The 26,323-nt window shown below is 43.0% G+C and carries 30 protein-coding genes, 1 pseudogene and 1 riboswitch; of the genes and pseudogenes, 12 read left to right on the top strand and 19 right to left on the bottom strand.

Annotated elements, in window-relative coordinates:
• Nucleotides 1-4 precede the first annotated feature (4 nt).
• Together ACQ86H_RS23750 and ACQ86H_RS23745 are read right to left on the bottom strand one after the other, a co-directional pair.
• A complete protein-coding gene (locus ACQ86H_RS23750; RefSeq protein WP_008245470.1) occupies nt 5-460 on the bottom strand; it encodes a DsrE family protein in 456 nt (151 codons plus the stop codon).
• A 19-nt stretch (nt 461-479) separates the two neighbouring features.
• Complete coding sequence (locus tag ACQ86H_RS23745; protein WP_082491480.1) at nt 480-1,565, bottom strand: c-type cytochrome; 1,086 nt, start codon at nt 1,563-1,565, stop codon at nt 480-482.
• A gap of 144 nt (nt 1,566-1,709) precedes the next feature.
• Here ACQ86H_RS23745 and ACQ86H_RS23740 point away from each other — a divergent pair, with 144 nt between their 5' ends.
• The 4 genes from ACQ86H_RS23740 to ACQ86H_RS23725 are packed head-to-tail and all read left to right on the top strand — an operon-like array spanning nt 1,710 to nt 3,537.
• Complete coding sequence (locus ACQ86H_RS23740) at nt 1,710-2,609, top strand: LysR family transcriptional regulator (protein ID WP_056095397.1); 900 nt, start codon at nt 1,710-1,712, stop codon at nt 2,607-2,609.
• A complete protein-coding gene (locus tag ACQ86H_RS23735) occupies nt 2,602-2,886 on the top strand; it encodes a hypothetical protein (RefSeq protein WP_431292698.1) in 285 nt (94 codons plus the stop codon). The genes ACQ86H_RS23740 and ACQ86H_RS23735 overlap by 8 nt, the downstream gene beginning before the upstream one ends.
• 53 nt (nt 2,887-2,939) lie before the next feature.
• Complete coding sequence (locus tag ACQ86H_RS23730) at nt 2,940-3,107, top strand: hypothetical protein (protein WP_246101505.1); 168 nt, start codon at nt 2,940-2,942, stop codon at nt 3,105-3,107.
• A 40-nt stretch (nt 3,108-3,147) separates the two neighbouring features.
• Complete coding sequence (locus ACQ86H_RS23725; protein WP_008245456.1) at nt 3,148-3,537, top strand: YidH family protein; 390 nt, start codon at nt 3,148-3,150, stop codon at nt 3,535-3,537.
• 160 nt (nt 3,538-3,697) lie between these two features.
• Here the strand turns inward: ACQ86H_RS23725 and ACQ86H_RS23720 are convergent, their stop codons facing one another.
• The 4 genes from ACQ86H_RS23720 to ACQ86H_RS23705 are packed head-to-tail and all read right to left on the bottom strand — an operon-like array spanning nt 3,698 to nt 7,320.
• Nucleotides 3,698-4,990 carry a voltage-gated chloride channel family protein gene (locus ACQ86H_RS23720; protein WP_008245455.1) on the bottom strand — a complete coding sequence of 431 codons (1,293 nt, stop codon included), beginning with the start codon at nt 4,988-4,990 and terminating at the stop codon, nt 3,698-3,700.
• A gap of 18 nt (nt 4,991-5,008) precedes the next feature.
• Nucleotides 5,009-6,289: a phosphopyruvate hydratase gene (eno, locus tag ACQ86H_RS23715; RefSeq protein ID WP_431292697.1), complete on the bottom strand. Its 1,281-nt coding sequence runs from the start codon at nt 6,287-6,289 to the stop codon at nt 5,009-5,011.
• A gap of 58 nt (nt 6,290-6,347) precedes the next feature.
• Nucleotides 6,348-6,761, bottom strand: coding sequence for an EamA family transporter (locus ACQ86H_RS23710; protein ID WP_008245453.1), 414 nt, complete (start codon nt 6,759-6,761; stop codon nt 6,348-6,350).
• A gap of 4 nt (nt 6,762-6,765) precedes the next feature.
• Entirely contained in the window at nt 6,766-7,320 is a 555-nt protein-coding gene (locus ACQ86H_RS23705) for a hypothetical protein (RefSeq protein ID WP_124910972.1), read from the bottom strand.
• 42 nt (nt 7,321-7,362) lie between these two features.
• A riboswitch (Fluoride riboswitch) is annotated at nt 7,363-7,431 on the bottom strand.
• Between the two features lie 226 nt (nt 7,432-7,657).
• Between ACQ86H_RS23705 and ACQ86H_RS23700 the strand changes: the two genes are divergently transcribed.
• The 8 genes from ACQ86H_RS23700 to ACQ86H_RS23665 all read left to right on the top strand — a co-directional run bounded on the left by ACQ86H_RS23700 (nt 7,658) and on the right by ACQ86H_RS23665 (nt 16,771).
• The gene (locus ACQ86H_RS23700; protein ID WP_008245450.1) at nt 7,658-7,996 is read left to right on the top strand and encodes a four-helix bundle copper-binding protein; all 339 of its coding nucleotides are present in this window, start codon (nt 7,658-7,660) and stop codon (nt 7,994-7,996) included.
• Nucleotides 7,997-9,539: 1,543 nt separating this feature from the next.
• Nucleotides 9,540-10,931: a TolC family protein gene (locus tag ACQ86H_RS23695; RefSeq protein ID WP_056095310.1), complete on the top strand. Its 1,392-nt coding sequence runs from the start codon at nt 9,540-9,542 to the stop codon at nt 10,929-10,931.
• A 13-nt stretch (nt 10,932-10,944) separates the two neighbouring features.
• Complete coding sequence (locus tag ACQ86H_RS23690; protein ID WP_431292696.1) at nt 10,945-14,160, top strand: efflux RND transporter permease subunit; 3,216 nt, start codon at nt 10,945-10,947, stop codon at nt 14,158-14,160.
• 12 nt (nt 14,161-14,172) lie between these two features.
• On the top strand, nt 14,173-15,252 hold the full coding sequence (locus ACQ86H_RS23685) for an efflux RND transporter periplasmic adaptor subunit (RefSeq protein ID WP_056095304.1): 1,080 nt from the start codon (nt 14,173-14,175) through the stop codon (nt 15,250-15,252).
• A gap of 68 nt (nt 15,253-15,320) precedes the next feature.
• Entirely contained in the window at nt 15,321-15,551 is a 231-nt protein-coding gene (locus tag ACQ86H_RS23680; RefSeq protein WP_056095301.1) for a hypothetical protein, read from the top strand.
• Nucleotides 15,548-16,129 (top strand): hypothetical protein, encoded by a 582-nt coding sequence (locus ACQ86H_RS23675; RefSeq protein ID WP_431292695.1) that lies wholly within the window; start codon nt 15,548-15,550, stop codon nt 16,127-16,129. The genes ACQ86H_RS23680 and ACQ86H_RS23675 overlap by 4 nt, the downstream gene beginning before the upstream one ends.
• Before the next feature lie 15 nt (nt 16,130-16,144).
• Nucleotides 16,145-16,327 (top strand): hypothetical protein, encoded by a 183-nt coding sequence (locus tag ACQ86H_RS23670; protein WP_056095295.1) that lies wholly within the window; start codon nt 16,145-16,147, stop codon nt 16,325-16,327.
• Nucleotides 16,328-16,414: 87 nt separating this feature from the next.
• Nucleotides 16,415-16,771, top strand: coding sequence for a response regulator (locus tag ACQ86H_RS23665; RefSeq protein WP_056095291.1), 357 nt, complete (start codon nt 16,415-16,417; stop codon nt 16,769-16,771).
• A 73-nt stretch (nt 16,772-16,844) separates the two neighbouring features.
• On the opposite strand, the gene ACQ86H_RS23660 is transcribed toward ACQ86H_RS23665, so the two are convergent.
• The 13 genes and pseudogenes from ACQ86H_RS23660 to ACQ86H_RS23600 form a co-directional block, all read right to left on the bottom strand.
• Nucleotides 16,845-17,234, bottom strand: a complete 390-nt coding sequence (locus tag ACQ86H_RS23660) for a YidH family protein (protein WP_056095288.1) — start codon at nt 17,232-17,234, stop codon at nt 16,845-16,847.
• A 340-nt stretch (nt 17,235-17,574) separates the two neighbouring features.
• On the bottom strand, nt 17,575-18,030 hold the full coding sequence (locus tag ACQ86H_RS23655; protein ID WP_056095285.1) for a DsrE family protein: 456 nt from the start codon (nt 18,028-18,030) through the stop codon (nt 17,575-17,577).
• Nucleotides 18,031-18,034: 4 nt separating this feature from the next.
• Nucleotides 18,035-19,114 (bottom strand): c-type cytochrome, encoded by a 1,080-nt coding sequence (locus tag ACQ86H_RS23650; protein WP_199562757.1) that lies wholly within the window; start codon nt 19,112-19,114, stop codon nt 18,035-18,037.
• A gap of 12 nt (nt 19,115-19,126) precedes the next feature.
• Nucleotides 19,127-20,467 carry an MBL fold metallo-hydrolase gene (locus ACQ86H_RS23645; protein ID WP_056095282.1) on the bottom strand — a complete coding sequence of 447 codons (1,341 nt, stop codon included), beginning with the start codon at nt 20,465-20,467 and terminating at the stop codon, nt 19,127-19,129.
• A 122-nt stretch (nt 20,468-20,589) separates the two neighbouring features.
• Nucleotides 20,590-20,871: a hypothetical protein gene (locus tag ACQ86H_RS23640; protein WP_146202964.1), complete on the bottom strand. Its 282-nt coding sequence runs from the start codon at nt 20,869-20,871 to the stop codon at nt 20,590-20,592.
• Nucleotides 20,872-20,981: 110 nt separating this feature from the next.
• On the bottom strand, nt 20,982-21,395 hold the full coding sequence (locus tag ACQ86H_RS23635; RefSeq protein WP_056095276.1) for a DUF6691 family protein: 414 nt from the start codon (nt 21,393-21,395) through the stop codon (nt 20,982-20,984).
• A 10-nt stretch (nt 21,396-21,405) separates the two neighbouring features.
• Nucleotides 21,406-21,843: a YeeE/YedE family protein gene (locus tag ACQ86H_RS23630; RefSeq protein ID WP_431292694.1), complete on the bottom strand. Its 438-nt coding sequence runs from the start codon at nt 21,841-21,843 to the stop codon at nt 21,406-21,408.
• A 282-nt stretch (nt 21,844-22,125) separates the two neighbouring features.
• Nucleotides 22,126-22,314: pseudogene (locus ACQ86H_RS23625) on the bottom strand (rhodanese-like domain-containing protein); the annotation flags it as partial.
• A gap of 165 nt (nt 22,315-22,479) precedes the next feature.
• On the bottom strand, nt 22,480-23,100 hold the full coding sequence (locus ACQ86H_RS23620) for a class I SAM-dependent methyltransferase (protein WP_056095270.1): 621 nt from the start codon (nt 23,098-23,100) through the stop codon (nt 22,480-22,482).
• 7 nt (nt 23,101-23,107) lie between these two features.
• Nucleotides 23,108-24,526, bottom strand: coding sequence for an MBL fold metallo-hydrolase (locus ACQ86H_RS23615; RefSeq protein WP_056095268.1), 1,419 nt, complete (start codon nt 24,524-24,526; stop codon nt 23,108-23,110).
• Between the two features lie 85 nt (nt 24,527-24,611).
• Entirely contained in the window at nt 24,612-24,944 is a 333-nt protein-coding gene (locus tag ACQ86H_RS23610; protein ID WP_431295462.1) for a TSUP family transporter, read from the bottom strand.
• Entirely contained in the window at nt 24,875-25,408 is a 534-nt protein-coding gene (locus ACQ86H_RS23605) for a TSUP family transporter (RefSeq protein ID WP_431292693.1), read from the bottom strand. The genes ACQ86H_RS23610 and ACQ86H_RS23605 overlap by 70 nt, the downstream gene beginning before the upstream one ends.
• A 124-nt stretch (nt 25,409-25,532) precedes the next feature.
• Complete coding sequence (locus ACQ86H_RS23600) at nt 25,533-26,174, bottom strand: Crp/Fnr family transcriptional regulator (RefSeq protein WP_090985886.1); 642 nt, start codon at nt 26,172-26,174, stop codon at nt 25,533-25,535.
• Nucleotides 26,175-26,323 lie beyond the last annotated feature (149 nt).

The raw sequence follows: 26,323 nt of genomic DNA, 5'->3' as shown, positions 1-26,323 counted from the left end.
TGGTTTAAGGATGTACAACTGCCCATCCCTGATATTGACGGATGATGATTTCACCATTGCCGCTGGGTACATAACTGATAAAATCAAATAAGGTATTTTTTTCGATTTTCCTTTCTCTGACGGTATTTTCACATTGTGCAAGAATTACTCCTCTGGATTGCAGTTCTAACAATGTTTTTTCAAAAGATCCGTTCTTCTGGTAAACAGCTACGCCATCTCCAAAGGCAATAAGTTCTGCATTGATTTTCCCTTTTAACCTGGGATCGTCGAGTGCATTTTTTAGGTTTCGAAGTGTTCCTGCAATCTTTTTCTCATCACCGTTATTGATTACATACAGTGCCTTATAATTTTTCAGGGTGGCTTTTGCCCCTGTAAAATTAGCAGGTGTAGCTTGGGCAAAAGTGGCCGAGGTTGCTGCGATCAGCAAAAATAATGTACAGATTAAGGTTATTTTTTTCATGATTTTAGATTTTGATGATTTATTTAGTTGTTAGTTTTACTTGTTTTTCGGAGGTTACAATTGGTGCAAATGGACCATACTTATGTTGATTTTCAGAAAATTTGTCGGCATATGGTCCGTATGGCGCATCAAAAGGTTTTTTTAACAAATCAGGGTAATCTTTTCCCTGATCTTTATGTGGTCTTGGCTGTGAGTTCACAAAAGCAGCGAGATCCCAGGCCTCCTCATCACTTAACTGCGCATCTCCATATCTGGCACCATATGGCATATTGTTCTTTACGAACCCCGCAAAGTTACTGAGTCTATACATCCCTGCGCCATCATTGTAGCTGTGTTTGCCCCATAATGGCGGATAAACATAAGTTAGTTTGTCTTCATCGAGTATTCCCTCACCATTTGCACCATGACAACTTTGACATTTACTGGTATATAAAATCGCTCCATGTTTGACATTCGCTGCCCTATCCAGGAATTTTAATTTTTCGGTTCCCGTTCCAAACACTTTCTCCCCTTTTTTTACACCTGTTCCAAGCCATTTCATATAAGCCAGCATTGCCTGTATCTCTTTACTAGATTCGTCTGGTACTTTGCCTGCAAGACTTCGATTGAAGCACTCTGCAATACGTGCCGATGCAGGTTCAACCTTTCCTGATCTGCCACTCATTTTAGGAAAACTGGAAATAAAACCAGCATAATTATTTCCGAACAGTTTGGTTCCACCCTCGAGGTGACAATTCTGACAATTCATACCATTTGTAATACGGGCTATGGATCCATTTGGCCCAAAATATTTGCTCGTATGTGCTATTAATTCTTTGCCATACCTGATCATCTGGCCGTACTTGGTGTCCGCCGGAATCGTATTTTCATCAGGCGCTTTCCAGGCATCAGCAGGTACAACCTGGCTTTTGACGTTAACAGCAGCTATACCGGTTTCCACATCCTGTTTGGTTTTTGCTGTCACTACATCTGGCTGCCCATTAAAAAATAAAGTGCAGATGAAAATGGTTCCACAAGCAACAAATAGAAACGCAATGATAGCCGTTGTCCTGGCTGTATATATAAGTGCTTGTCTGATTTCTTTTTCTGTTGATTCCTTATTCATAACCAATATTTTTCTGTTACAAATGTGCATTTATTCTACTCATCAGAAAAAGCATAAAAAGTTATTGATGATAACGTAAGGTTATGATGTCAGTACCCGTTGAAACAAATTGTTTGTATCTTAGGTTATCTACTAAAACCGTGTATGATAGATTTCCGTTTGCAAGTATTTTATGCTGTCGCTAAAAGGCTGAATTTTACAAAGGCCTCGGCAGAGTTATTTATCAGTCAGCCTGCTGTAACCAAACACATTAAAGAATTAGAGCAGGAGTTCAAAATGTCATTATTTGAACGCAGTGGAAACAAAAAAATCAGCCTCACCCCAGCCGGCGAATTATTGTTGCATTACGCAGAACAGATTTTTGGAACTTACCGGGAACTGGAATATGATATGAATCTACTTACTAAACAGCATAAAGGAATATTGAGGATTGGTGCCAGCAGTACTGTGGCACAATATATCATTCCACCTGTATTGGCACAGTTTCACAATAAGTTTAAGGATATACAAATTCAACTGGTTACCGGAAACACAGAAGATGTAGAGCAGCGTTTGATTGCTAAGGAAATAGATTTTGGAATCATTGAAGGCATCTCCCGGAACCCACAGATTAAATACGAACAATATCTAAAAGACGAGCTGGTGCTGGTGTGTTCTGGTCACAATTATGCCATGAAAAAGGAAATGATCAAACCGAATGAGTTGAAGGATTATGATTTATTACTTCGTGAACCTGGTTCTGGTACACTAGATGTTATTGCATATGCTTTAAAAGCACACCAGATAAAGGTGGGGGACTTAAATATAGAAATGCAGTTAGGTAGTACCGAAAGCATTAAATCCTATTTGATTCACAGCAAATGCCTGGCTTTTTTATCTATCCACTCCATATTGAAAGAGCTCAAGAATAATGAATGCCGCATCATAGATATCAAGGATATGGTTATCGAAAGGCCGTTTCATTTCATTCAGCTTCATGGTCAGCAGGACGCTCTGGCGGAACTATTTATGCGCTTCGCTAAAAGCTACAACTATAATGTATAGTGTTACCGAAATTTCGAGGCAATATCAGCCAGCTAAAGTGCTGCTGCTCTTTGTTTCTGAAGCTCCTGGAGGTGACGATAAACATTTTTACCTGGGAAATACTAATCTGTTTCGAACAATTTATCTTGCATTTAGTGAGGTATTTGGCGATTTTAAATCTGTAGAAGATTTTTTGCAGTTCTTTAAAGGCACGGGATGCTTTTTGGAACATCTAACTTGTACACCTATTGATAAATCGTCAGTTAAAATCAGAAAAAACCAGAGGCAGGGGGAATAGAGCAATTAGCTCATAAAATCAGAACATATCAACCCCGATTAATCATGATCCTAATGAAAAGCATTGAACAAGAGGTTAAAGAATCTATTGACCTATCAGGCTTATCGTTTATCGAAGAAATTGCAGTTACCTGCTATCCTGCCGGCACTGAATCAAACAGGCTTACTTGCATCCGGGATACCAGGGTTATCATCTCCAAACTGGCATCGATATTGACATAACATGCAAATATATTGCTGTAATATACCGATACAGAACAAGATGAAAATTCAAGATCAGGAAAACACCAAACAGCATGCAGGAGACCATTTGGCTAATGAAAGAACATTTTTGGCCTGGATCAGAACCAGTATTGGTATCATGGGATTTGGCTTCGTGGTGATGAAATTCTCGCTATTTATCAAGCAGATCAGTGCCGCACTGGGGAGTAAAGTGCCCCTGCACCAAACCGGAGATTCCCGCATTATCGGGATTTTTCTAGTTGCCCTGGGAGCAATTACTATCATTTGTTCTTACTTAAGATATAATTCAACGAAAGAACAACTGAATCAGGGGGTGTATTACCATTCAACACTTTTTGTTAAAGTTTTAACCGCTTTAGTTTTCATAGCCAGTATACTTTTACTGCTCTACCTTATTAAAACAACATAGGCAGTTAAATCATCTGTACTTGATGCTTTAGAAAAGAGAGGAAGGAAAGCGGTCGATATAGCGTTGTTTTTTGATATAAATTGCTGATTGCATTGGTCAAGGATCTTATAAAAATTTCACCTCTTTATGATAATCCACAGGAACAGGATAAGTCAATATTTTATGTTCCCGTAAATATTTTGGGTACCGCAATACGCTGTGAAGAATATATACCTGAATGGCCACTGAAAAAATAGGCTGTAAAACAGGCTACCGCAAAAAACATGGTGTATTCACTACCAAAAAGTTCTATACCCATAATCGTACAGGCAAGGGGTGTATTCGTTGCACCAGCAAAAACAGCAATAAATCCAAGGGCAGCAAACAAACTAACTGGAGCATTTAATAAGGTCGAAAGTGCATTGCCTAATGTTGCGCCAATATAAAACAAAGGCGTTACCTCACCACCTTTAAATCCAGTTCCTAATGTTAAAGTTGTGTAAATGGTCTTCCATAACCAGCTCCAAGTATCTGCTCCACCAGGCTGAAAAGCAGAGGGAATTGTAACGGCTCCTTGGTATTCGCTATCCACGCCCAAACTTAAGTAATCCGGTTTCCCGATGGCGTAAGTCAAGCCTATAATAATCAGACCACCGATAACAGGAATAAGCCACTGGATCTTACATACTTTAGAAAAAAAGGCCTTGATCTCATGCACCATTACAGCAAACAGGTAGCTGGCCAGACCAAACAATGTGGATGCTAGAATAACCTTACTAAGCAGGAGTAGGTTTACCGGCAGGTATTCAGATAGAAAGTAGGCACTTTTCTCTATGAGATCGATGTGATAAGCGGTATGATGGATGCCCCAGGCAGAGACAGTAAGATCACCAAGCACGCTGGCAATTAATGCGGGAAGTAAAGCCTTGTACTCTATTCTTCCAATGGCCAGAACTTCCATTGCAAATATGGCACCGGTGAGCGGTGTTCCGAACACCGCCCCAAACCCGGCTGCAATTCCCGCGGTAAGGAGCATCTTGGTGTCTACCTCATTTAGCTTAAACCAGCGGCTAAACATTCCTGCGATGCTTCCTCCGATTTGTACCGCGGTTCCCTCTCTTCCAGCCGATCCGCCAAACAAATGGGTAATCACTGTAGTTATTAAGATTACTGGCGCCATCTGCCTGGGCACTCCACCACCCGGCCTATGGATTTCATCCATGATCAGGTTATTTCCTTTTTCTGAGGACCTACCAACTGACTGATAAATCAGGTGGATCACAATACCTGCTAAAGGTAGCAGAAAAATGAGACAGGTATGCTGAAAGCGAAAGTGAATGGCCCAGCCTAGCAGCCAAAGGAACAAGGCAACCATACTTCCTATTGCAATGGCAACAGGAAGTATAAGCAGCGTCCATCGAACCGCATATTTAAAAACCGAAAGGTGTTCAAATAAAAATTTATTATGTTTCATTGTAGGTTAGCGGCTGATTTATAATTTTTTATAAAAAGTATTGATTCCTGCAAATGATGCCCTATCACCAAGTTCTTCTTCTATCCGAAGCAACTGGTTAAATTTAGATACCCTTTCAGAGCGGCAGCCACTTCCTGTTTTGATGTGCCCCGCACCGGTAGCGACAACCAGATCCGCAATTGTCGTGTCTTCAGTTTCACCACTGCGGTGAGAAATAAAGCAATTGTAACCGTTTTTTTGGGCTAGTTCTACGGCCTTTAGCGTTTCGGAAACTGTACCGATCTGGTTCAATTTAATCAGTACGCTGTTTGCAATGCCCTGGTCGATTCCCTGCTGGATAATACTCGGGTTGGTGCAGAATATATCATCTCCAACCAATTCCACTTTGTCTCCCAAAAGGCTGGTCAGCTTTTTCCATCCCTCCCAATCGTTTTCGCCCAACCCGTCTTCCAACAGGATAATTGGGTACTCTTTTAACCATCCTTCCCAAAAGCCAATCATTTCATCTGTTGTGATCCGTTCTTTAGAACTTTTATAAAATTCATATTTTCCATTATTCCACATTTCGCTGGTCGCTGGGTCAAGACAAAGGGAAATATCCTTGCCTGGAGCAAAACCGGCAATATGTATCGCTTTCATGATGATTTGGACGGCTTCCTCATTAGAACTCAGATTTGGCGCAAACCCACCTTCGTCACCAACTCCGGTATAATAGCCTTTCGCTTTTAGCAGACTTCTCAGGGAATGAAAAACAGCTTCGCCCATACGGATACTTTCCTTAAACGAGGGGGCGTTATGAGGGGCAATCATAAATTCCTGAAAATCGATGTTGTTATCAGAATGCCTTCCCCCATTAATGACATTCATGCACGGTACGGGCATTACGTAACCTTCCCTTTCCACTAGCTGCCTATACAAGGGAATCCCTTTTGCAACGGCCGAAGCCCGGGCGAAGGCGATTGAGGCCGCAAGCATCGCATTTGCGCCGAGCCTTGATTTATTCTCGGTTCCATCCAGACCAATTATATGATCATCGAAGGCCTGCTGACCCTCAAAGGATAAGCCGGTGACTGATTTGCCGACTTCGACGTTAATCCCTTTTACTGCTTTTTCCACGCCTTTACCTTTATAGCGCTCTGGATCACCATCTCTAAGCTCTACGGCTTCTTTTTCACCCGTACTTGCCCCGGATGGAGAAATACCCCTTGCTGTTGTTCCGTTAAGAGTGACTTCTACTTCTACTGTCGGATTGCCCCTGGAATCCAAAATTTCACGGGCATGAATTTTAGTTAATTTCATAGTTTTTTGTTTTATATTGATTTTTAGTATTTCGGTTGCTTACAAATAATTGAGTTTCTCAAAAGATCAAAACCAGTGTTCCCCCAATGATCAGCAGGGCACCAAAGAATACTTTCAGGGTAAGAGCTTCTTTCAGGAACACCATTGCAAGTATAATAGTTAGGGCAACACTCAACTTATCAACAGGGGCGACCTGGGACACTTTCCCGATCTGCAAAGCCTTGTAGTAGAATATCCAGGACAAGCCGGTGGCAAGGCCAGATAAAAAAAGAAATAGCAGGTTATGCTTTGACAGTTCCGTAATTCCTTTAAGTTCGCCTCTGGCCATTACGATCCCCCAGGCTACAATCAGTATTACCACCGTTCGTATGGCAGTAGCCAAATCAGAATTGACATTGGTTACGCCGACTTTTGCAAAGATGGCCGTAAGGGAAGCAAAGAAAGCTGATAATAGCGCGTAGATCCACCACATAGTTTTATGTTAATTTTCCGTTATTGAATAATTCCAAAGTAAATGAGTACAAGAACCGTTGCTCCGGCAATGATCCGGTAAATGCCGAACCAGCGGAAAGAATGCTTTTGAAGATAGGTGATGAAAGAGCGGATGGCCATCCATACATCCCACCCGCACCTGCTTTACTTAAATGAATGATCGTAGTTAGATTCGGTTCATGGGAAGGGCGTAGACGCTTAACGGTGTTTTTAATCAGTCCTGAAGCAATCTGATCTGCACTAGCAACTAGTAGCGCAATGGTAATAAGAACCTGCCAAATTTTTTTGCAGAAATTCTGGAAGAGGCAATAAATAATGAAGGCATAAAAAGGAAGCCAAAAACGCTTATCACTGGCCCAGTACATGATCGTATCCCAGAATGCATTATGGTGCTGATTTATCCACAAGAACCATTCAGTTTCAACCGGCAGGACCATTGCTAACACTGATCTCACTTTGGCAGACAGACAAAGTAAGACAAGCGCAATTAAGATAGCTGCCAGCAATAAGAGTTGAGAATTTATTTTTAATTTTTTCACCTACAATACTTTGACCGGCAGATTTTATTACCTGCTGGAATTTCTATTGTAGGCGCCATCAGCTTTTGAAAAAAGCGGTTGAATCGGAAGGACACCATTTCCGTATTGCAAATATAATACTAATAAAATGATGTGCAAAATCTTAAAGTAGGTGTTGAGAATTTAATTTATCACTATTCCTCCTTATTTGAATACGAGAACCAGTTTCTTATTCTTCTACCGTTTAAACAAGCATCATATCACGGGATTAAAGCTTTTCTTAAACAAAATGAAACCGCCTGGAAATAACCATGTTATCTATATAGGAATTTTTTTATAACCCTAAAAAATTAAAGTTATGGGATACCATGAATGGAAAAACTGTATTGATGCATGCTTAAAGTGTGCTTCAATTTGCAATCATTGTGCAAGTTCATGCACTCAGGAAGAAGACGTGAAAATGATGGCGCGGTGTATTGAGCTTGATATGCAATGTGCAGCCATCTGCTACTCTGCCGCTCAATTGATGAGTATGGGTAGCTCTTTTGCTCAAGACATTTGCCGTATTTGCGCAGATATTTGCCAGCAATGCGGAGATGAGTGTAGTAATCATCATACCCAGCATTGTCAGGAATGTGCAGATGCTTGTAAGGCTTGTGCGGAAGAATGCAGAAGAATGACAGGAGTAGCTGCTTAAGATGCCAATCACCGTGAGCATTAATTGATTAAGGGCAGCATTCTAGTTGCCCTTTCATTTTTATAAATAGGCAAATTTATTCCATTCATTTTATTTTCATTATTCCCTCATTATTTGATATTTACCAAGGTTTGAGGTTGTTCTTGGTATGTCCTTTCTCTAGCCTTAAAAAAATGGGTTTTTTAGGATATGATTCTCATAAACTCATTCCATTATTCAAATAAGAATTTCAGTTTTTGATGATGAGTACTTGATAATTCGAATTCTATGAAAATGAAGGCTAGATGCGAGTTGAGGAATGCATTAAATAATGCATGAACTTTCAATTCCCGCTTCATCAAATTATTTCAAAAAACAAAAAATACAAATTTCATTTCAATGGCGGTGTTAAATCAATCACGTTGTTAAACCGAGGGTATGTACCTTCTAAATTAAATGCAAGCTACATGGCATTTGCGCATAATTGTAAAAAAATTTAGACCAAACGGATTTCCCCCGTTTATCCTATAATTGAATAATATTCAAGCTGATCGATGTTCGCAATTGAAACTAATCCACATGCTTATTTGGCTAATTAGATAGCAGTTTATGGAGTTCAACACTGATGTCTAGACAATTGGTGTTTTATAAATAGTTGCGGTATATCTTAATTTTAGGGAAAATTCTAAAAAGTTCGAACCGAAAAATTCAATTTAATCTATTGTAAGTGACTTATTTTCAAGTTCTTAATGTTTAAAAAATAAGAGGCATACTTTTTAGATGCCTCATATTGCCACTTAGTAGGGTCAACCCGCGGAAGTTCGACCCTTTTTGAGCATTGTGAAGCTGTGGTTAATTTTGATAAAGTTTTGAACAACAAGATGGAGGGACAGTATAGGAAAAAGAAATTATTCGATGACAATCGAAAGTAGGGTGAGAAATATCGTAACCTAATATTTGTTGATATTTTGTAACGGTTTTGTTGCGGTTTATCCTCTCATCTTTTTAGATTAATGCAGATTTTAGCGCCTATATATTTAGGTTGTTAAATTTGAAGGGTTTGAAAGTTAAGCAGGTACCAAATTGCTCTATAATTGGAGTCGTCTTGCTGTACCTGATTATCTCTTTGGGCAATATCTTTTTTTTATCCAACCTCTCCCTTTTAGAGTCCGCCCGGGGAATAAAATCAGCTGCGCAGTACAAAGGTAGCTTTTCTCCGCTTGGAAAGGATTCAAAAATTACCAGACAATTTAAGTGTATCCTTGATGAACGCAAGAAAACCGTGCTTCCTGTTTTGGAAGCTTTTCTTATCGGCGTCATCTTATTTTTGGGGCTTTCGCTTTTAGCCTCTAACCTAAACAGGTATTTTCTTGAGATCAGATACAGGATTGCCGGATCAGTCCCAATTTATATTTCCAACCAGGTCTTTCGGATCTGAGATTTATCTCAATTTTCTTTTATTGACAGGTCCTTCAAATGATGAAGTGACGACGGCCGGTTAATCACCGTGTTTCCTGTCCAAGACGTCCGTCAAATCTTTTTCCTTAAATTTTAATTTAAAGACATGATCCGTATTAAACAGATTTTCTGTTTGTTCCCACTTTTATATATGGGGCTGGAAAGCCATGCCCAAACCTCCCCAAAGCCCATCGGGATCGTTGATCTGATCGATCACGTGACCGCTTTTTCACCTTCACTGGCCGCTGATTCAGCAACAGTTGATATACGTGCCGCCCAGTTAAGAGAGACCGCGGCGAATGCCCTTCCAAATCTGAAGCTTAATTATCAGGCAGATCTGGGCTCAAACAATAACGTGGCAGGACCTTATATGGCCTTTGGTATAGTTCCCTCCAATTCCAGAGGTGTTAGGACTGAAAGCACTACCAAGGCTACACTTACTAATCTTGGTATTGTCTCCCTTGATTGGGAGGTCTATAATTTTGGTGCCTATAAAGCTCAGAATGCAGTCGCCAAATCAGAACTTGTCGTTGAACGATCCAAGTTTGCCCAGCGCCGATACCAGACAAGGGCCATCGCTATTGATGATTACCTGAGTCTACTAAAGCTTCAGGACATGCTATCCATTCAAGCAAGCAATATCAGTCGCAATGAGCAGATCAACCGTTCGATTTTATCCCTTGCCAGAAGCGGTGTGCGTCCGGGTGTGGATACCAGTATCGCAGGGGCCGAACTCTCCAAATCAAGATTGAACTATATTGAAATGGACAATACCTACAGACAGGTTCAGCTCGACATTGCAGCAATCAGCGGGCTAAATCCGGAAAGTATTGTCGCTGACAGTACGATCCTGGATCGGCTAAAATCGCTTGAGGTAAACCTATCGGTAAAGTTGACCGACAGTTCAAGCCATCCGCTGCTTGATTTCTACAAAAGCAATTATCTAAGCAGCGTTGAGAAGGAAAACCTGGTCAAAAAAGCCTATAATCCAAAGGTAAGCCTGCAAGCTGCTGCCTGGTCAAGGGGATCAAGCATTGATGCCAATGATAATTTCAACAGTCTCTCGAATGGCTTGGAATGGCAACGGGAAAATTACCTCGTGGGCGTAGGGATCAGTTATAACTTATTTGATCTGCGCAGGCGTCAGTTGAAGCTTAGGACCCAAAAGGCCAGTAGCAATTTTTACTTAAAGGAACTACAGCAGGAAAGGTTAATGTTATCAAATGCCGCCCTTCAAGCAGGACTTGAGATCAGTACCGCGCATAAAAGACTCGATGAAATACCAAACCAGCTAAAGGCAGCGGCCGCAGGGTATCGCCAGAAGCTCTCGCTTTATAAGAACGGGCTGACCGACATCATTGAGCTCAATGCAGCCCTGACCATCCTTTACCGTGCAGAAACCGATTTTGTCAACGCAAAATATCTGTACATCCGGGCGCTTTTTCAAAAGGCTATCGCCACCAACCAAGTAGATTCACTGTTAAACACATTAAAATAATAAAGATATGTCAATGGTTACCTCGGCCCTGAAAAAGCCGATTACAACAGTGGTGATCACCGCGAGTTTACTGCTCTTTGCAGTTCTCAGTGCGCTGAAGATCCCAATAGATATTTTCCCCCAGCTTAATTCGCCGACAATATATGTTATTGAATCCTACGGAGGTATGTCTCCACAACAGATGGAGGGCTTCTTCTCCACTCGTCTACAGGATCAGTTTCTTTATGTTAATGGCGTTAAGAATATTACCGCCAAAAACATTCAGGGTTTGACGATGCTAAAGCTGAGTTTTTATGAAAGCACCAATATGGCAGAGGCTTCTGCCCAAGTTGCCTTGCAGGTTAACCGGGCCATGAAGTTCTTCCCTCCAGGCGCTTTGCCTCCGCAGGTGGTCCGCTTTGATGCCTCTTCACTGCCAGTAGGCCAGCTTGTACTCTCGGCCAAATCCCGCAGTCTGAAAGAAATCTATGATATGGCGGCAACGCGTATCAGGCCCATGTTTTCCTCTGTCGCAGGGCTTTCAGCGCCACCGCCATTCGGTGCCAATTCCCGCTCGATTACCATTAGTGTAGATCCGAGCAAATTAAGGAGTTATAATCTGACTCCGGACGAGGTGGTAGGGGCTTTATCCAAGTTCAATGTCATGTCTCCTTCGGGAAATCTAAGGTTGGACAATACCATGATGGTGACCTCTATGAACTCCCTGGTTAAAACGGTCGATGAATTCAACAACATTCCAATAGCTACAAAAAACGGCGTTTCAATATTGGTAAGGGATGTGGCAAGGGTTGCCGATGCAGCGGATGTTACCGTGGATTATGCATTGATCAACGGGAAACGGTCTGTGTATATTCCTGTGGTCAAAACAGCAGACGCCTCGACTTGGTCAGTGGTAAAGTCCTTAAAGGCCAAAATCCCCGAAATGCAGAGCCTCTTGCCGGACGATGTCCACATCTCTTATGAATTTGACCAGTCTGTTGCCGTTATCAACTCGGTAAAAAGCCTGATCACTGAAGGTGGTCTTGGTGCACTATTAACGGGCCTAATGGTGTTGCTATTCCTGCGTGATCTGCGAAGCAGTCTTATCGTGGTGATCACCATTCCGGTATCGATTTTAATTGGGGTGCTTTTACTAGGCATGTTCGGTCAGACCATAAATATCATGACCTTGAGCGGTCTGGCACTTGCAATAGGGATCCTGGTCGATCAGGCAACGGTGACGATCGAAAATATCCATCAGCACCTGGAAATGGGCAAGCCCAAACGCGAAGCCATTTACGATGCCTGTGAAGAAATCGCATTCCCGCTGCTGCTCATCCTGCTGTGTATTCTGGCCGTATTTGCACCATCTTTTATGATGAACGGTATACCAAAGGCGATGTTTTTGCCACTATCCCTTTCGATTGGCTTCACCATGGTTGTCTCTTTCATCGTGGGCCAGACCTTAGTTCCCATTCTATCCAACTGGATGATAAACGAAGAACGTTACCAGCACTATGACCATGGTAAGATCCATGCTCATGCAGGAGAGGCCCTGGACGAGAGGCAAGGAGAGCAGGTAGAAAAGCATCTGCAAAATGAAAAGGATGAACCGGAAAAAAATGATTTCTTTGAAAGGGTGAAGGTGCGGTTTATGGCAATCATCCAGCGGTGGATGCCGATGAAAAAAGGTATTGTCGGGATTTATTTAGTTCTGGTCATTTCTCTTGCAGGACTGGGATTTGTTTTTATTGGAAAGGATATGATGCCAAAGCTCAACAACGGACAGTTCCAGATACGCATCAAAGCGCCGGACGGTACCAGATTAGAGCGCACCGAGGAGAAATTTAAGCAGGTACTTTCCATTATCAATCAGACAGTAGATAACCATATCGCAGTTAGTTCGGGATACGTTGGGCTTATTCCGAGTAGTTACGGAACAAGTAACTTATATATCTTCAATACCGGTACCCATGAGGCTGTGCTTCAGGTGAACCTTGATGAAGATTATAAGGTAAATATGGATGAGCTGAAAGATGCGCTGAGAAAGAACATCGCTTATAAACTTCCTGACCTACGTATCACCTTTGAGCCGATTGACATGACCGAAAAGATTATGAGCCAAGGCGCTGCAACTCCTATTGAGATCAGAGTAGCAGGAAAAGATATGGACCAGATCGAGTCTTACGCTAATAAGGTGCTCTCTAAACTTAAAAAAATAGATTACCTCCGTGATATCCAGATTGCTCAACCCCTGCACATTCCCGTGGTTTCTATTACCCTTGATAGATTAAAGGCGGCGCAGTTTGGGCTGAACGTGGTTGATATCGCAAGGTCAGTTACTGCAAGTACCTCATCCAGCCGATTTACTGAGAAGAACCAATGGCTCGATGAAAAAACCGCCTATACCTACCAGGTACAGGTACAGGTTCCAGAGTATGTCATGAATACAATGGATGAGCTCAAAGAAATTCCTTTGGTTAAAGGGCAGAGCAGTCCGGTACTGGGCGACATCGCTACTTTCAATACCAGTTACCTTCCAGGAGAATATGACCGCTCCGGGCCAAGACGCTTTCTGACCGTGAGCGCAAACATTTATAAAAAGGATCTTGGAACGGCAACTGCTGATGTAGAAAAGGCACTAAAGTCCGTAGGCACGCCTCCTAAGGGACTAACTGCTGAAGTGAAAGGTATGTCGAGCCTGTTGACTGAAACACTATCTTCTCTTCAGGGCGGACTTGCTTTTGCGATATTGGTGATCTTCCTGCTGCTTGCGGCCAATTACCAGTCTTTCAAGCTTTCGCTGACGGTTCTTTCGACCGTTCCTGCTGTAATCCTTGGGTCGCTTACCGCATTATTGCTTACAGGTTCTACGCTTAACCTGCAGAGCTACATGGGGATGATCATGTCCACCGGGGTGTCAGTGGCCAATGCGATACTTATCGTGACCAACGCCGAAAAACTCAGGCTGGATTACAAGGATTCTACCCGGGCGGCAGTGGTGAGTGCCGGGATTCGTTTAAGGCCGATCCTGATGACCAGTTTTGCGATGATAGCCGGGATGATCCCGATGGCCTCTGGGTTGGGCGAATCCGGTGAACAGACCGCGCCGCTCGGCAGGGCTGTTATTGGTGGGCTATTCTTTTCAACCCTTGCCGCGCTCTTCATCCTTCCGCAGGTTTTCGCTTGGGTACAGAAAAAAAGCAGCTTAAAAGAACCAAACCTAATGCCTAGAAAAACAAGAATTTAAAAGATAAACAACATGAAAACCAGATTCATTCCCATCATAATAATTATAAGTACTCTGGCCGCGTGTGGCGGAAACCAGAAGCCCGTGAACATCAGTCCCGAAAAAAACGGCAAGGAAGCCAAATATGAAACCACAAAGGTCGAAGAAGAGGCCCTTTCCAGTTTTACCCGCATTCCCGGGGTGCTCAAGCCTTTCAACCAGGTGAACATTTTTCCCAAGGCCAATGGTTTTGTGAAAGCAATACTGGTCGATTTGGGTTCTAAGGTGACCAAAGGCCAGCTGCTGATGACCCTGGAAGCACCGGAACTCGAATCACAATTGCAATCGGCAAATTCCCGTTACCTGCAGGCACGGGAGACCGCATCGGCGAGCAGTGAGAAATACAGACGTCTGAAAGAAGCAGCAAAAGAGGAAGGTTCGGTATCTCCGCTAGAACTTGATAATGCGCTTTCCAGGATGAAAGGAGATAAGGCCATAGCTGAGGCTGAGCGGTCAAATGTATCCTCCGTACGTACCATGCAGGACTACTTGAAAGTATATGCGCCTTTTGACGGGGTGATCGTTGACAGGAATGTATCACCGGGAGCACTGGTGTCGGCGGGCAAATCTTCGGACCTACCCATGCTGGTATTGCAGGACCTGACCCACATGAGGCTTGAAGTTTCTATACCTGAGGATTATGTAGACAAAGTGGACCTAAGCCAGATGGTCAAGTTCCGCTTCAATGCGCTGCCGGGGGAACAGCGCCAGGCCAAGATCAGCCGGTCTGCAAATTCACTGGGCAACATGCGCCAGGAAATCGTCGAGGTTGACGTGGCCAATAAAGATAACAGGTTGAAGGCCGGCATGTATGCCGAGGTTGAAATCCCGCTTAAATCCGGTGCGACTTCGCTTCTTGTGCCTAATTCTGCTATCGTGCGTTCTACAGAACGGAAGTACGTAGTGGAAATTGCAAATGGTAAAGCCAAGCTCGTTGACATTAAGGAAGGGATGAAGGGAACAGAGATGACCGAGATTTTTGGTTCCATCAAAGCCGGGACAGAGATTATTTCGCCCGCGAACGATGAGATCAAAAGCGGTCAGACGCTATAAAACATTGCCGGGCGGATATTAGCCGCCCGGCAAATCTTTTTATTAGTCAGATAAGAAAAAAGGAAAATATGAAAGATTTAGAATTTAACCATGAGTTTGAAATCGGGGGAAAACACATTTGCATAGATGTCCCAAAGAAAAGATGCAACCAGGTCTACATCGAGGGAGAGCTGGTTGGGACGGTTTGGGAATGTAAAAAACAAGGGGTAATATCCTTTGTATCAAGAGATTTTAAGCTTGCCCCTTACCTGGAAAGCATTGCGGCCGAGTTAAACATTTTTTACAGGACCTCCCTATGAGTGCCTATGCCGGATGGACATTTCAACCTTTTCTGATCTGTTTCCTGTTATTAATGACTGTAAAGGTAAAGGCGCAAGATCAAACTGCCGTCCCCAAGATATCGGTAGGCTTTGTCATGGGCTTTCCGACCGGTAAGACGGCTAAAACTTATGTCAACGGATATGGGGCATCAACAAAGGTGGAATTCAAGGTTTCGGAGCACCTCAACCTAACCGGATCTGCGGGCTATATGACTTTCCGCTACAGGGATGAGGTAAAAAAACGTCTCGATTATTTAGGAGAGCCAACAAGCATGAATGGTGTTGTTCCAATTAAAGTCGGAGCAAAATATTACTTTGAAGGTATCTATTACGCTGCCCTTGAGCTTGGTGCAGCAAATACTCTTGGAGACCGGCTGAATACCTCTTTTGCCTACGGACCGACTTTGGGTGCCAGCATTCCAATTTCGAAGCATTATAGTGCAGATCTCGGCCTTCGTTATGAGGGTTGGAAAAGCAGCGGAGGGCAGGTTTCCTTTTTGGACTTCGTTTGGCTCTGGCAATTTCAGGAACTAAAAAATAATAGGCAAAATATTTAACCTAAAATTTAAATTATGACAGAGAAAAATATTTCACAACCATTTGAAACTTTTGACCATAATAAATCCTCAGCAAAGGGTGGAGATAACGCATATCACCCCGCAAACCAAGATAGAGAGGTTTTATTGCGTTACCTGCTGGAGCGGTTGAACCTGGAAACCGGCCATCTCAATGAGAAGCGAAAATTGAGGAAGTAGGGGCCTTTTTAGACCTTTAAAAAACATTCGTAGGAATGGCAAATCAGATTTATTATAACCAGGGGCAACCCACAATATGCATGACAAATGGAAAAGATGATATATCTTTTGGAAAATGATGAGGGTATAACCGAAGTATTACAGCTTCTTTTTAACAGTGAGGGGTACGGGGTTTCCGCGTTTTCTTCGGTAAGCTCGTTTATGGCAGGGCTAAGTGATCATGTTGCAGATCTTTTTCTGCTGGATGTTATGCTCCCCGATGGAAACGGCATTGAAGTCTGCAGTTACCTGAAGTCCTTAGAGAAAACCCGGAATGTTCCGATTATCATGATGAGTGCTCATGCGGACCGTTATGACATTAGAAGGGGCTGCGCTGCAGAGAATTTTATTAAAAAGCCTTTCGATATTCACGACCTGCTGCGTTTGGTAGCGAAACATATTTGACCGGTGATAAAGTACGGGTTCTCTCAAGTTTGGTATTCGTGCTCACAATCAGTGTTTCCATGTCAGAGATCCGCTAAGTCGTTCTTACAAGATATATCAACAAAAGCATGCTTGAAATGAAAATAACCACGGTAAGGACTTTGATGAGTGTAGAGGAATGGTAATAACTGCCTTGATTAATAAGTGTATGAGTTTTTTGATAGCGCATAAATGCCAGGATGATGGTCAGTGCGCCTACCCCGACAAGAAGTATTCCTATCCTCTGTGAGTTGCCGGTTTGGTGTACGACGGCTTTGGCCCCAAGAGCGAGAGTGATCTGCTTGATAAAAAGTGAAAACTTTACCACCACAAAACCAAAGCCCATAATTCCTATGCTAGTTCTTATCCAGGCAAGAAAAGTCCGTTCGTTGGCCAGATGGTCACCAGTGTTTGATTTAGGAATGGCTTGTTCTTCTTTTTCCATTATTGATAATATTGGTTGACGGATCACCGCATGCCTGATTAACAAAATTTTATCAATGCTGTTTGGGCGAGTACTGTTTTAATTATGTAGCTTTTCGATAAATTCCCTAGCATTTTTAAATGCGTTACTCCGCACAGCACATACGATGATAGACAATTTTGTCGAACCTTTTGAATTTTAGTGTTGCCGGCATAAGCCATTGATATTTAAACATGACAATAATTTTCGGCGTTTGCGGCCCCGGGTGAAATGGATCCGGCACAACTGATCCTAATCTTTGCATCGTATCGAAATACCAATTTGCACCTTTTAAAGATTCACTGCCGTTTTGGTTTTTACATTAGGGATGAACGATTACCCATCCTTCCGCCGAACGGATGATGATCTCTCCGTTGCCGCTTGGCACATAGCTGATGAAATCGAAGAGATCTGACTTATCGATTTTCCGCTCGCGAACGGTATTCTCGCACTGCGCAAGAATTACGCCCTTTGACTTTAGCAAATTAAGCTGCTCAAGGAACTTTCCATCCTTGCGATAAACCGCCACGCCATCCCCGAAGGCGATAAGCTCAACCTCCAGTTTTCCCTTCAATCTTGGATCCTCCAAAGCATTGTTGATGTTCCTGAGTGTTCCCGAAATATGTTTTTCCTCGGCACTGTTAAGTACATATAGCGCTTTATATGATTTCTTTTTTGCAACAGCACCCGTAAACGGTTTTTTTGTCTCCTGTGCAGATACATTGGTGGTGATGACCATCATGATGACAAGCTGGAGTAAGATCAGTAATTTTTTCATGTTTCTATTTTTTCTGTTTTATAGGTGCGTGCTGTTCAGCCATGTCAATAAAGGGACCATATTTATGCTGCTTTTCGCTAAAGTGATCTGCATATGGCCCGAAGGGATAATCTATTGGCTTTGTGTACAGGTTTTTATAGTCGTTTTTGGAATCCAGGTGCGGTCTGGGCTGCGCATTCACAAATGCAGCTACGTCCCAGGCTTCCGCATCCGTTAAGTTCGGATCTTTGTAGGTGGCGCCATAAGGCATGTTGTTTTTGACAAATCCTGCAAAATTTCCAAGCCTGAACATTCCTGCACCATCGTTATAGCTGTCCCTGCCCCAAAGGGGAGGGTACATATATCCTTTTCCATCAGGTGAGGCAACGCCTTTGCCCGTTTCTCCATGACAGCTGCTGCATTTGGAGGCATATACCATTTTCCCCTTCAGGGGATCTGCAGGCACATCCAGATATGGGATTTTTTTTACCGAATTATCCGCAATGGAATGTGCGGCATCCTGTTTTTTTCCAACCCATTTTAAATAGGCCAACATGGCGACCATTTCCCTGGAATTTCTTCCCGGAGCTTTGCCGTTCATGCTTCGCTCGAAGCACTCATTAATCCGTTCAAAGGCTTCTTCCTTTCTACCGCTTCTTGCGCTCATTTTTGGAAAACCTGCATAAAAGATGGAGAAATTATTCGCAAAGGGCCTGGTTCCTGCATCCAAGTGGCAGTTCTGACAATTCATACCATTAGTCAGCTTTCCTACGATACCCTGCGGCCCTAAATAGTATGCCGTACGGACAATCAAATCCCGGCCATACCTGATCAGATCCGCATCAGCTTTGCCCTGAAGCTGCATCGTATCAGGCGCCTTCCAATATTCGGGTTTAGCAACACGGCGCTCTAAAGGTTTTATTTGATTCTTTTGAATGGATGGATTAGGCTTATCCGCATAGAAACTTTTTGGAAGATGAAATCCGCTGAGTGCTAAAACAAGAGAAAACATGATCACAACGAATAGAAATGACGTCCATACGAGATATTTTCCAAACCGGGCAAATACCTGCAGTTTATCCTCGTTGTTTCTTTCTGTTTTCACACTTTTAAAATATTAATTCTGAAAATCCTTAATGGCCTCACCAATATCAAGCACCTTTTGCTTGCCATCAATAACGGATGCAATCAGTGAGCTTGCAGCCGCACTTCTGTATCCACCGGCGCAGTGTACTGCTACGGGTTGCTCCAGCGGAATTTCGTTTACCCTTTCCCTTAAATTTCCCAGTGGAATATTTATGCTGTTCTCAAAAATACTGTTTTCCATACGCTCTGTCTTGTTCCTCACATCCACAATGGTATATCCATTTTGGTTCTCTTTAAAATTTTGGATATCGATAATCTCATCCGGGACAGTTTCTACTGCGTTTATAAAACCGCCGGCAAGCTGCGTTTCATACCCGATGGATGCGGTCCTCGCGATAAGACTATGCAATGTAGCAAGATTTTCTGCCATAAGATAATAAGGCTCTTCAGGCTTCACAATGCTGCCCAGCCAGGTTTCAAATTTGTTTCCATCCATGATATTTACAGCGCCTTCTATATGTCCCTTCTTAAAAACATCTTCCCTTCGCGTATCGATAATTAGGGCATTTGGTTTTAAGTTTTCACCGGATTCCATGATCTGAACCGCACTTACCGAATCTTCAAACGGTGCTGCGCCTTTCTTGTTCAAGGCCACATCAAAAGGGAAGTAAAATGGAATGAATGGCTGGTTTTCATTTAATGCGCTCACAAAATCGGCCTCAGTCATTTCCTGCAGTGACCAGTTACTTCTTTTTTCAGCACCAATGGTACTGCTATTGGCCTCGCTCAACGCTTTTCCGCAGAGCGTACCTGCCCCGTGTGCCGGATACAGAATCACTTCATCTGAGAGTTTCATCAGTTTGTCCCTTAATGAATGGTACATTTGGGCGGCAAGGAAATTGCGTTCCGCCATTGAATCACCTCCGCTTTCCCTTAAATCCGGCCTTCCGCAGTCACCGATAAAAAGGGTATCTCCGGAAAATAGCGCTTTTTGTTTCCCATCGTGTTCGAGCAAAATACTGATACTATCCGGAGAGTGCCCCGGGGTGTTGATTGCCCTTAAGGTGATCTTTCCCAGGGTTATCGTCTGGTCTTCATCAAATGGGGAAAACAGGTAGGACGGCGTATTGAGTTTGCTGCAATATATTGTTGCGCCGGTCTTATGATGGATTTCAAGATGAGCACTCACAAAATCCGCATGCGGGTGCGTCTCGATAACACCAACTATTTTGGCCTGGTGTTTTTCGGCAAAATGGTAATATGCAGACGGATCCCTGGAGGGATCGATCAATATGATTTCATTCCGGCATTCGCTCAGTACCGCATAGCTGTAATGGGAGAGGTGCTTGTCTTCAAATTGTTCTATTTTCATGTGTTTTTATTTTTGATTAATGTGTTTAACGGTATGATTCCTGCCTTTGCCAGGTTTACATCAAATTTACCCTTTAGCGGTTCTTCGCACTGTAACTTTTGTCACAGCGCCCCAAAATCTTCTCAGCAGTTTCTGCCTGCACTTTCATCATATTTGATCGGAGAGAGGACATGGAGCAAAAGGGTTCTGGCATAGCGGTAGTTGAAGGTGAACAGTAGGATGACCGGCGAAATAGTGGTTGCGATGATTGCCCACTGCTCTTCTTCGCCAAAGATCATGAATGCCGGAATGCCCGCATTGACAAGTTCTGCGACAATGAAAACATAGCTCACATACATCGCTCCGATAAAGAAGCCCGGCTCTATCTCATAGTTCAGGTTGCAGCAGGCAAATTTTTTATTCATCTGATCATATTTCCAATGGAACATGGAATGGGTATATAATTTTCCCTTTCGGCACCTGGGACATCTATGGTCTATTATAGCCCTTAGTTTGCTCATCAGATTCTATTTTATTAATGAGGGAGCTTGCTTTTCATCGCTCCGTATAGATAGGTGCCCAGGAGCGCACCAAGGATGACCACCGCCATACCGGCATATCCGCTCCCAAGGTTGACGAACATGGGGCCGGGACAGGCGCCGGTGAGTGCCCAGCCCAGGCCGAAAATGGTGCCGCCTAGTAGGTATTTTATATAGGCCTTGTCCTTATCGTGGAAGACAATCGGATTTCCGGCCAGATCCTTGGCTTTGAATTTTTTGATCAGCCATACTGCAATTACGCCAAGTACAACGGCCGTACCAATAATTCCATACATATGGAAAGACTGGAAACGGAACATTTCCTGGATCCTGTACCAGGAAACAGCCTCAGACTTGGTCATGATGATTCCGAAAAGTGTTCCTGCAAGAATATATTTTATGAATTTCATTTTTTTAGATTTAAAAGATAAAAGGCATGATGAGGAAAGTCATGATCAGGCCACCAACAAAGAAACCGATTACGGCTACTAGTGATGGTACTTGCAGATTCGAAAGCCCGGATATGGCGTGACCAGAAGTACAACCGCCTGCATAACGAGATCCAAAACCGACTAATAAACCACCGATGAGTAAAATAGCCAGCGTTTTTAAATCTTTCATTGCTTCCAGTGAAAACAGGCCGGTTGGATTTAACCCACCATCGAACTTAATGCCCAATTGATTTAAATCGGAGATTGTGGCGGATGATAATTTTACGGGAGATGGACTGCTAAGGTAATTTGTAGCAACAAATCCACCTATTACCGAGCCGATAAGGAACATGAGGTTCCAGGTCTGGTCTTTCCATTTAAAATCAAAAAATTTTACTTTCCTGCCTGCTCCGGCTATGCTGCACATCGTTCGCAGGTTTGATGAAAAGCCAAAGGACTTTCCGAAAAAAGTAGGATGAGCATAATGAGTACGATCATGCTGCCCGAGAAATACCAAGGCCAGGGTTGTTTAATAAAATCAATCATGTTTTTTTAAATGAAATGTTAATATGGGTGTTTTTGTTGTTGTTAAAAGGTAATGCCTGTGGCGGTTTGAGCAAGTAAGTGCTGAATCATTTTAGCAAACTGCCATCCCGAAGAAATCCGGCCGGCAGCGTTGAATAGATCAATATTTCTTGAATATATTTCTTCATTTTGGCCAGGTACCGATACCTCCAACCAGGTTGAATGCTTCCACCCCAAGTTTTCTCATCTCCGATACCGCTGAGGAGGAACGCTTTCCACTTCTGCAATAGAGGAAATACCGCTTGGCCTTATCCAGCTTTGCAAGTTCTAAAGAAAAGGCAGAACCCAGGAAATCGATATATATGGCTGAAGGAAGCGCGCCTGGGGCATATTCAGGCTTTGTCCTTACATCTAAGAGGACTGCGTCACTGCTTTTTGTAAATTCGTTTTTGAAGTGGTAGCCATCGAGGTTGTACGCACCTTTTGAAAAAAACTGCTGATCATTTGAAGTAGTTTATTCATTGTATTTATTCGTTTCTTATTGCTCTGTATTTTTTTTAAAGCTGCAGAACAGAAAATCCTGCGTGCTTTGCATTGGGGTAGTGTGCTCTTGCGGCCTGCACTCTATTTCGGTAAACCCTTCTCTAAATATCTCGCGCAGCGTTCTTTCACTGTATCTTGAAACGGGCAGGCCACTGCATTTTTCTGGTCCGGTGAGCGAAAAAGTCGCCATGACCAAGTATTCTCCGGTAAACTGACCTGCCGTGTTTGCATAACTATGGATTTCCTCTGATGAATGAAGGAAATGAAAAGTGGCCCGGTCATGCCAGACTGCATAACTTCTTTGCGGCACAAAATCCCTGATGTCTGTCTCGATCCAGTGTATCCTGCCAGACAGTTCTCCAAGCCTTGCCTTTGCCTTTTCCAATGCCCGGGAAGATATATCCACTACGGTAATATCGCTGTAGCCTTCCTGAAGCAAAAAATCCACAAGCAGACTGTCTCCCCCGCCAATATCGATTATCGGAGCAGATTTATCCAGATTGAACCCCGTTATCATCTCCATTGAAACTGTGGGGTAGACCTGCGTCCAGCTGACCTGGTCAGGACTTTTTTCTAAATACACCTTTTCCCAGTGCGATTTTTTCTCATTTTTCATATCCCTTTTATATTAAGGTACTTGGACATACAAATGCTGTAGTCGGAATACATCCGTTTTCCTGTATGGCCTTAAAACCACCAGCCACATCGATGAGGTTGTGGTACCCGCGTGAGCGCATGATGGAATTGAAAATAACAGAACGGTAACCACCTGCACAGTGAACAAAGTAGGTCTTGGTTTTATCGACGGTGCCGAGGTTTTCGTTGATATAATCCAGTGGAAGGTTGACAGCACCCTCGACATGCTCGCTTAAGTATTCCTTTGTTTTTCTGACGTCCAGAATATTTACCTCCGCTTTTTTGCCGATTTCGGCCAGCCGGGCTACACAAACCGATTTTATCTCGTCGGTTTCCTGACCAGCTTTTTTCCAGGCAACGACGCCGCCATCTAGGTAACCTACTGCACCATCAAATCCTACTCTTGATAAACGGGTGAGCACTTCTTCAATTCTACCCTCATCTGTAATAAGTAAAATAGGATGTTTAATGTCCGGGATTAAAGTTCCTACCCAGGGGGCGAAATTTCCATCGATGCCAATATTTACCGAGTTTGGGAGAAAGCCTTTTATAAAATCCTCTGGAGCTCTTGTGTCGAGAATTACCGCTCCTGTTTCATTTGCAACCCGCTCAAAAGCATCGGGGTTAAGGGCTTGCATGCCTCGTTCTATCACTTTGTTAAAACTATCATATCCATGGATGTTCATCATGACGTTTTCAGGAAAATATGCAGGAGGCGGTAAAAGACCATCAGTAACCTCTTTAATGAATTCGTCTTTGGACATGCCTGCCCTTAGCGCATAATTGGTCTTCTTTTGATTTCCCAAAAGATCGGTGGTCTCTTTGCTCATATTTTTTCCGCATGCGCTACCCGCACCATGTGCAGGATAAACCATAATATCATCGCTTAAAGGCATGATCTTATTGCGTAAAGAATCAAAGAGATAACCTGCTAGCATCTCACTTGTAAGCTCACTGACCGGTTTCTGTGCCAGATCGGGTCTTCCCACATCGCCTATAAAAAGCGTATCGCCGGAGAACAGTGCTATTTCCTTTCCTTGCTCATCGCTAACCAGGAAACAGGTGCTTTCCATGGTATGTCCTGGGGTGTGCAACACTTTAATCTTTGCCCCACCAAGTCGCAACACTTCTCCGTCTTTCGCACCGTAAAAATCAAAGTCGGGTTTTGCATTCGGCCCGTAAACGATTTCTGCGCCGCTTTCTTTAGCCAGATCAATGTGTCCGGATACAAAATCGGCATGGAAATGTGTTTCGAGCACGTATTTTATTTTTGCGTTGTTCTTCCGTGCACGTTCCATATACGGACTAACCTCTCGAAGCGGATCGATAATGGCCGCCTCTCCGTTGCTTTCTATATAATAGGCACCTTGTGCCAGACATCCGGTGTAAATTTGTTCTATAATCATGATGATTAAATTAGTATGTCAAAATTAATCCTTAACGATATGGTCGTTGGTGACTTTTGTCACACAAGGAGTTTGTTTCTGAAGGTTACTTAAATATTACCTCTTTTAGAATGATGTAGCAACCCATAACCAGTACAAACCACCCGAAACCTTTCTTCAGTTTTCCTCCATCTATTTTTTTGTTTATCATTCCACCTACCACGATACCGGCAATGGCAACGGTAGTAATTTTGGCGAGAAAGATCCAGTCGATATGGAAATGTCCAAGATCGCCGGTGAAACCGATGAGCGAATTAAGCGCTATGATGAAAAGTGAAGTACCTACGGCCTCTTTCATGGGTAAGCCCACTAAAATAACAAGTGTAGGAATAAGTAGAAAGCCACCACCAGCACCCAAAAAACCAGTAGCGAGGCCGATGGCAATGCCGTATAAAAACAGTTTACCGATGTGAAGTGGGGTTTTTCTATTCGGGTGCTGCTTTCTGCTCTTGCACCTTTAATCATCGCTGTTGCAGCCGCTACCATCAAAACTGCAAAGAGTACCATCATGAGCATGTTTTCTGTTAACTCAAAATCGCCGATTTTTATTATTATCTTGGGTATAAGGGGGATAATGAATTTGCGGGTTAAGAATACAGTTGAGATGGATGCACTACCAAACAGCAAAGCTGTTTTAATATTCACCAGCCCACGCTTAAAATTCCCGACTGTACCTGCTAAACTTGTAGAGCCAACGATGAACAATGAATAAGAAGTAGCCAATAGCGGATTAACCCCAAATAGGTAAACCAGTACCGGCATGGTGAGGATAGAACCGCCACCGCCGATCAATCCAAGCGAAATTCCAATTAAGGCAGATGCAACGTATGCAATGATTTCCATTTCTGTTATTTTTTAACAAAAATCGAGTTATCATCTACCAATGTTGGTGACTTTTGTCACACTCATTATATTTTCAAGAAGTGATGCCTTTCGCAGTAAAAATAACTTTATTCTTTTTATGGGCTTAGGCTAAATATTCGATGTAATTACGGTACATCTTAATTTCTCCTGCCTGCTCCATTTTCTTAAGCAGCCTTGAAATTACTTCCCGGGAGGTGTTCAAATCAGATGCAATTTCACTGTGGGTAAGGTGCAGTTCTTTTGTGTTTAAATCTCCAGCTTGCTTTTTCAGGTAAAAGGCCAGCCGCTCATCCATTGCCTTAAAGGCGATATTATCGATGACAAAGAGGAGTTCTTCAAAGCGCATACGGTATGTTTCAATGACAAAGTAATACCATGTTCTGTAATCCCGCATCAGCTTATCCATCAGGGCAATCGGAATCATGAGTACCTTGGTCTGTTCAATGGCCTTTGCCATTACCTGACTGGTTTCCTGTTTGGTTGCGCATATCATGGAAAGTGCACACGCATTTCCTGGCTGGAGATAATACATAAAGAATTCCTGTCCATCTTCTCCCTCCCTGTAGAGCTTTACCATGCCTTCTACGATAAGCACCGTGGAGCGCATATTCTGCCCAGTTTGCATGAGCATATCACCTCCCTGAAAATCCCTAAGCGTCGCATTCTCGATAAGGATGGTCTTAAGGGCAGGTTCAAACTGGGGAAAAAGTCTTTCGATGTATTCCGCAATGGTCATATCTTTCATTTTAGCTGTTTTGGATTTTAAAGATAACTATACTGCAGGCCTGCGCCAAAATTCTTTAAAATATTGGAATACATTTTTTGGATATAGAATAAAGGGTATAATAAATTTACAAAGAAACTCTCTATGGTTCCCTAATTAAAACATGCAGC

It is taken from the genome of Pedobacter sp. P26 (assembly GCF_050632135.1).
Lineage (GTDB): Bacteria > Bacteroidota > Bacteroidia > Sphingobacteriales > Sphingobacteriaceae > Pedobacter.
The sequence above is the reverse complement of the archived record's forward strand: the minus strand, read 5'-3'. Positions and strand labels throughout refer to the sequence as shown.